4 protein-coding genes, 3 rRNA genes and 1 riboswitch (1 of these 8 only partly in view) are annotated in these 6067 nt (G+C 43.6%); all 7 genes read right to left on the reverse strand.

From position 1 onward, the window contains the following. Positions 1-2 precede the first annotated feature (2 nt). A complete protein-coding gene (locus GZH31_RS12380; RefSeq protein ID WP_074989056.1) occupies positions 3-992 on the reverse strand; it encodes an iron ABC transporter permease in 990 nt (329 codons plus the stop codon). Continuing rightward, positions 985-1818 (reverse strand): ABC transporter ATP-binding protein, encoded by an 834-nt coding sequence (locus GZH31_RS12385; RefSeq protein WP_180311053.1) that lies wholly within the window; start codon positions 1816-1818, stop codon positions 985-987. The genes GZH31_RS12380 and GZH31_RS12385 overlap by 8 nt, the downstream gene beginning before the upstream one ends. Before the next feature lie 149 nt (positions 1819-1967). Further along, a riboswitch (cobalamin riboswitch) is annotated at positions 1968-2090 on the reverse strand. 273 nt (positions 2091-2363) lie between these two features. Then, positions 2364-2981, reverse strand: coding sequence for a histidine phosphatase family protein (locus tag GZH31_RS12390; protein ID WP_074989058.1), 618 nt, complete (start codon positions 2979-2981; stop codon positions 2364-2366). 55 nt (positions 2982-3036) lie between these two features. After that, on the reverse strand, positions 3037-3465 hold the full coding sequence (locus tag GZH31_RS12395) for an FKBP-type peptidyl-prolyl cis-trans isomerase (protein ID WP_065978673.1): 429 nt from the start codon (positions 3463-3465) through the stop codon (positions 3037-3039). A 486-nt stretch (positions 3466-3951) separates the two neighbouring features. Then, positions 3952-4066, reverse strand: a 5S ribosomal RNA gene (gene rrf, locus GZH31_RS12400). 63 nt (positions 4067-4129) lie between these two features. After that, positions 4130-4244 (reverse strand): 5S ribosomal RNA (gene rrf, locus GZH31_RS12405). Between the two features lie 121 nt (positions 4245-4365). Then, positions 4366-6067, reverse strand: a 23S ribosomal RNA gene (locus GZH31_RS12410); it runs 1184 nt beyond the window's last position.

Genomic DNA, 6067 nt, shown 5'->3' on the forward strand with positions numbered 1-6067 from the left:
GGCTACCTACGCTGTTTACGAAAATAAAGTAAAGATAAAAAGAACACACTGCCTATAGCCGCAGTGATCACACCCACAGGCAATTCTTGATTAGTCAGTAAAGTACGACAAAGCACATCGACCCATACCATAAATGTACCACCAACAAGGCTCGTCATTAAAAGGTTGTGGCTTGAGCCTTGCGACGTAAAGTAGCGGACAATATGCGGGATCATAAGCCCAACAAAGCCAACCCCCCCACACATAGCGACCAAAACAGCAGTAATTAACGAACTAAGTAGTAACATTAAAATACGAAAACGTTGAGCATGAATTCCCAGTGTTGCCGCGCTTTCATCACCAAGCAACATAGCGTTTAACTGACGACGAAAAGCGATCATTAACGTCATACACGCAATGATTACGGTGAGCGGGATCCAGAGCGTTCCCCACTCAGCACGTGAAAAACTTCCCATAGTCCAAAATAAGATAGCTGTAATCGCCTGAGGATCGCTAAAATAAAGTAATAAACTGGTTAAAGCACTAAACAGAAATGACAGTGCGACCCCCGCCAATAACATCGCTTCAACTTGCCCTACATGGCGACGCCCAGCAATGCCAATCAACAAAAACATAGAGAGTAAGCTGCCCAAAAATGCAGCAATCGACATACTAAAGCCAAAACTCACACCGGTAAGCGATATAAAGCAAACCACACCAAATGAGGCACCTGAAGAAATACCAAATAAGTAAGGGTCTGCCAACGGGTTTCGCGTTACGGTTTGTAATATAAGCCCAGCAAGCGCGAGCCCAGCTCCAGCTAAAAACGCCAATATCATACGTGGCATGCGCAGTTGCAAAATAATACGTTGGATAAATTCATCACTGCCCTGGCTGATTAAACTATGCAGCACATCACTCATTGATGTACTCGCGGCACCAAAACTGAGTGCTAAAAAGCAACTAACAAGTGCAACGCATACACAGAGACTAAAACGCACCCTATCAGTCATCTTGATGCTCCTGTCTGTTATAGCCGTAATAGTAGGTAATATGTGGCACGAACTCATCAAACGAGGTTGACTGAGGATGAGCAGACACTCTTGCACAAACACCAAAAACATCACTTAACAGCTGCTCGGTAAGCACCTCTTTTGGTGTGCCTTGCGTAATTAATTGACCTTCATCGATAACAAGTAACTCATCACATACGCTAGCAGCTAGATTTAAATCATGAAATGAAGCGAGCACAGTGACATCAAGTGACTTAGCAAGCTCCATAATTTGAATTTGATACTTAACGTCAAGATGGCTGGTTGGCTCATCCATAATCAATAACTTTGGTTGCTGAACAATTGAGCGGGCTATAAGTGCACGCTGTTTTTCTCCACCCGAAAGTGAATCAAAGCTTTGCTGTGTGTGATGACTTAAACCAACCTGCTCGATTGCTTGATAAATACGCTTTTTATCATCGGCATTAGTCGCACTAAACAGGGTTTTGTGTGGGGTGAGACCTAAACTAACTACATCGAAAACAGATAAATTAAATTGCGAAGGAGACTCTTGTAAAACCACAGCAACATTTTTTGCGAATTCATCAGCACTGATTTGCCAAATATTATCGCCAGCTAAAAAGACTGCACCTTGTTGTGGTTTTAAATAGCGATATAAGCAACGCAATAAACTTGATTTACCGGCGCCATTAGGTCCCAGCAAACCAATAAATTGACCTGCATTTAACTGCAAATTGATTGATTTAAGAATTGTTTTATCAGCAATTCCCCAGCTTAAATCAGATACTGAAATTAAAGGGGTTATGCCTTGGCTTTTTAATTGCAAATTACACTCTCTTGGCGAGTTTTATCAACGCACCAGAAAGCACTGACCTATATCAGTAGATAACGTGAGTTGACCCGCTCAATGATACTAATTAGTTTGAATATTAAATCGCTCAAATCGATAAACACTCTACTGTATTAGCATAATAAGACTAATTGTTGTTGCTAAGTATCTGGCTGACCATGTTCATCATGGATTACAGTTGCGGGAACAGCTGGAGAATCTCACCCCATTCCATAGCATATAGATATACCTAAACGACCTCATGATGCGAGTTTCTGTTGGAATTAAAGCAATATAGGCAAGAAATTGATTACACAGAATGGTTATTCCTTTCCTAAAATCAATAACGCGGAATTAATCGCTTTAAACCAACCCGCAGAACGTTGTTCAAAAACTTACTTTCTAAGTTGTTACTTATAAACGTGCTGCAAAGTAACGCCTTGATATAAAGCCCCTGTAAAACGCCGAAATCTAAATTTTGAGGTAGTTCGGTATATTATGGCGGGCTAAGTAAATAATTCAATGAATATCACTCTAGATGGCTAAAAAACTATTTTAGGCCACGCTTGCCCTTGTTCATCTATATATACATCTAACGTTATTAACCCTGCATAAGGTAAATGAAAAACATTAAGGTGAGTATTCGTTTGTTTAGGCATATGACAAATAATAGCGAGGATTTGTTTAATTACACCGGCGTGGCTAATCACTAATGATTGCGTATGTTTGGACTCTGTAAGCGAAACTAAAAATGCCTGCCACCATGCTTCGACTCGCGCGTAAAAGTCAGCCATTAATTCACCATTGGGCACTTTAACCTGCCACGGATGTTGCCAAAAATCACCGACATGAGGTTTACCATTTTGTTGCCAAAGTTGTTGGTAATCTTGGCCATCCCAGTCACCAAAATTAAACTCTTTCAATGCATTGTTATATTGCACATTGATTGTATGCTGACGAGCTAAGAATTCTGCATGCGTTGAACAACGTTTTAGCGGAGAGCTATAAATAGCATCGAAGCGAGATAATTTTGCGCTTGCTAGACGCATCTGTTCATAGCCTACATCTGACAAAGCAACATCAACGTGCCCACAAAGAATGCCCGGAGTTGCAATTTCGCCATGACGTAGTAAGTAAACCCGTGAAGTAAATGCGTCCATAAATATCCTTAATCAGCCATACAAGACGGTAACGCGTTTCTAGCTCAGTGTCGAGTTAGGCTAAACGAATTAAGCGAACATCAAAATGCAGCACTGCATTTGCACCAATTTTACCACCATTCCCCTTTTTACCCCACGCAAGCGCAGGAGGGATCACAAATTCATAGCGAGATCCTATATTCATCAACAAAAGCCCCTCTCTTAGGCCTTCAATCGCTTCCGATAAAGCAAACACCTCCGGCATACCCGCTTTATAGCTATCGGCAATAACATGACCGTCAGCGAGCATAATTCGTTGATTAATAACAACAGTATCAAACTCTGTGAGCTTGTCACCTGCCGCATCCTCTACAACTTTATACATCAAACCCGATGGGCACACTTGTGTATCTGGATGAGCTGAAAATTTGCTGATAAATGCTTCACTATTCTTACGGTTTAAACCTGATGAGCCTTTCGATTTTGTTGTTTTCTTACGAGACACAAAACACCTTAATTGTATTACAAATATAAAACGCTTTATCGCATAACAAAGATAGGGAAGCAAGGAGTTTAAAGTAGAGTAGCAAGCGCTAAAAGCTCAACAATGTCTTAATCTGAAAGATACACTACAGTGGCAATTCAGAGACTTTTCAGCACTAAAGTGCCTTTTACGTCCTAATTATCTCAGCGTGAGGTGAAATAAGCGATTTAAGAGAACCTTTCAATCTGTGTGATCATACCATTCCGCTTAATTAAGTGGTCTATTTTGAGGCAATAAAACCGCGTTGATAACAAGGCAAAAATTTAGTTATTTAGTTGTTCTAAATCAGAAATTTTTAACGCAGGTAGCGACTGGTTTGATCACTCAAAATGATTAAGTATTTTTGCGGATTGGTATCAGACATCTATTTTCTGACATCCGATATAGTAGAAAGCATTAAACACAAAAAAGCCCGATTCTTTCGAGTCGGGCTTTCTTTAATTAGGATCCTGGCGATGTCCTACTTTCACATGGCAAATGCCACACTATCATCGGCGCTGTTTCGTTTCACTACTGAGTTCGGCATGGGGTCAGGTGGGTCCAAAACGCTATTGTCACCAAGAAAATTCTTTTCAATTTTCTTATTATTAATTTTTAAATTTAAAGTCTTTCGACTAAATTAGGAGCCTGGCGATGTCCTACTTTCACATGGCAAATGCCACACTATCATCGGCGCTGTTTCGTTTCACTACTGAGTTCGGCATGGAGTCAGGTGGGTCCAAAACGCTATTGTCACCAAGCATATTCTGGTCGTTAATCGCATTCGCAATTAACTAAAATTCGGAAATCTGATAATCGTAAATCTACTTTAGTATACTAACTTCTGTCTGTTACGCTGTCATAAAACGCGTTTGGCGTTGTATGGTTAAGCCTCACGGGTAATTAGTACAGGTTAGCTTAATGGCTCACACCACTTCCACATCCTGCCTATCAACGTTGTAGTCTTCAACGGCCCTTCAGAGACTTTAAAAGTCTAGTGAGAACTCATCTCGAGGCCTGCTTCGCGCTTAGATGCTTTCAGCGCTTATCAGTTCCGAACGTAGCTACCGGGCAATGCCATTGGCATGACAACCCGAACACCAGCGGTTCGTTCACTCCGGTCCTCTCGTACTAGGAGCAACCCCTCTCAATTCTCAAACGCCCACGGCAGATAGGGACCGAACTGTCTCACGACGTTCTAAACCCAGCTCGCGTACCACTTTAAATGGCGAACAGCCATACCCTTGGGACCGACTTCAGCCCCAGGATGTGATGAGCCGACATCGAGGTGCCAAACACCGCCGTCGATATGAACTCTTGGGCGGTATCAGCCTGTTATCCCCGGAGTACCTTTTATCCGTTGAGCGATGGCCCTTCCATTCAGAACCACCGGATCACTATGACCTACTTTCGTACCTGCTCGACGTGTCTGTCTCGCAGTTAAGCTGGCTTCTACCATTACACTAACCGTACGATGTCCGACCGTACTTAGCCAACCTTCGTGCTCCTCCGTTACTCTTTGGGAGGAGACCGCCCCAGTCAAACTACCCACCAGGCACTGTCCGTAACCCCGATCAGGGGCCAACGTTAGAACATCAAAACTACAAGGGTGGTATTTCAAGGACGGCTCCACAAAGACTAGCGTCTCTGCTTCAAAGCCTCCCACCTATCCTACACATGTAGGTTCAATGTTCAGTGCCAAGCTGTAGTAAAGGTTCACGGGGTCTTTCCGTCTAGCCGCGGGTACACAGCATCTTCACTGCGATTTCAATTTCACTGAGTCTCGGGTGGAGACAGCGTGGCCATGGTTACACCATTCGTGCAGGTCGGAACTTACCCGACAAGGAATTTCGCTACCTTAGGACCGTTATAGTTACGGCCGCCGTTTACCGGGGCTTCGATCAAGAGCTTCGTCCGAAAACTAACCCCATCAATTAACCTTCCGGCACCGGGCAGGTGTCACACCGTATACGTCATCTTGCGATTTTGCACAGTGCTGTGTTTTTAATAAACAGTCCCAGCCACCTGGTCACTGCGGCTCCAATCAGCTTAAAGAGCAAGTCTCATCACCAATCGGAGCGTACCTTCTCCCGAAGTTACGGTACGATTTTGCCTAGTTCCTTCACCCGAGTTCTCTCAAGCGCCTTAGTATTCTCTACCTGACCACCTGTGTCGGTTTGGGGTACGATTCGGTATAATCTGAAGCTTAGAGGCTTTTCCTGGAAGTATGGCATCAACAACTTCACCACCTTAGTGGCTCGTCTCGTGTCTCAGTCTTAAGAGTCCGGATTTTCCTAAACTCTCAACCTACTCACTTTCACATGGACAACCAACGCCATGCTTGCTTAGCCTGCTCCGTCCCCCCATCGCAATTATACCAAGTACGGGAATATTAACCCGTTTCCCATCGACTACGCCTTTCGGCCTCGCCTTAGGGGTCGACTTACCCTACCCTGATTAACATGGGATAGGAACCCTTGGTCTTCCGGCGTGCGGGTTTTTCACCCGCATTATCGTTACTCATGTCAGCATTCGCACTTCTGATACCTCCAGCATGCCTCCCGGCACACCTTCAACGGCTTAC

Origin of the sequence: Pseudoalteromonas sp. JSTW (assembly GCF_013423925.1) — a bacterium.
GTDB lineage: Bacteria > Pseudomonadota > Gammaproteobacteria > Enterobacterales > Alteromonadaceae > Pseudoalteromonas > Pseudoalteromonas lipolytica.

What these genes read in the sequence shown, in the direction of transcription:
- GZH31_RS12380 (WP_074989056.1), bottom strand. Translation starts at nt 992, where the DNA reads ATGACTGATAGGGTGCGTTTTAGTCTCTGTGTATGCGTTGCACTTGTT.
- GZH31_RS12390 (WP_074989058.1), bottom strand. Translation starts at nt 2,981, where the DNA reads ATGGACGCATTTACTTCACGGGTTTACTTACTACGTCATGGCGAAATT.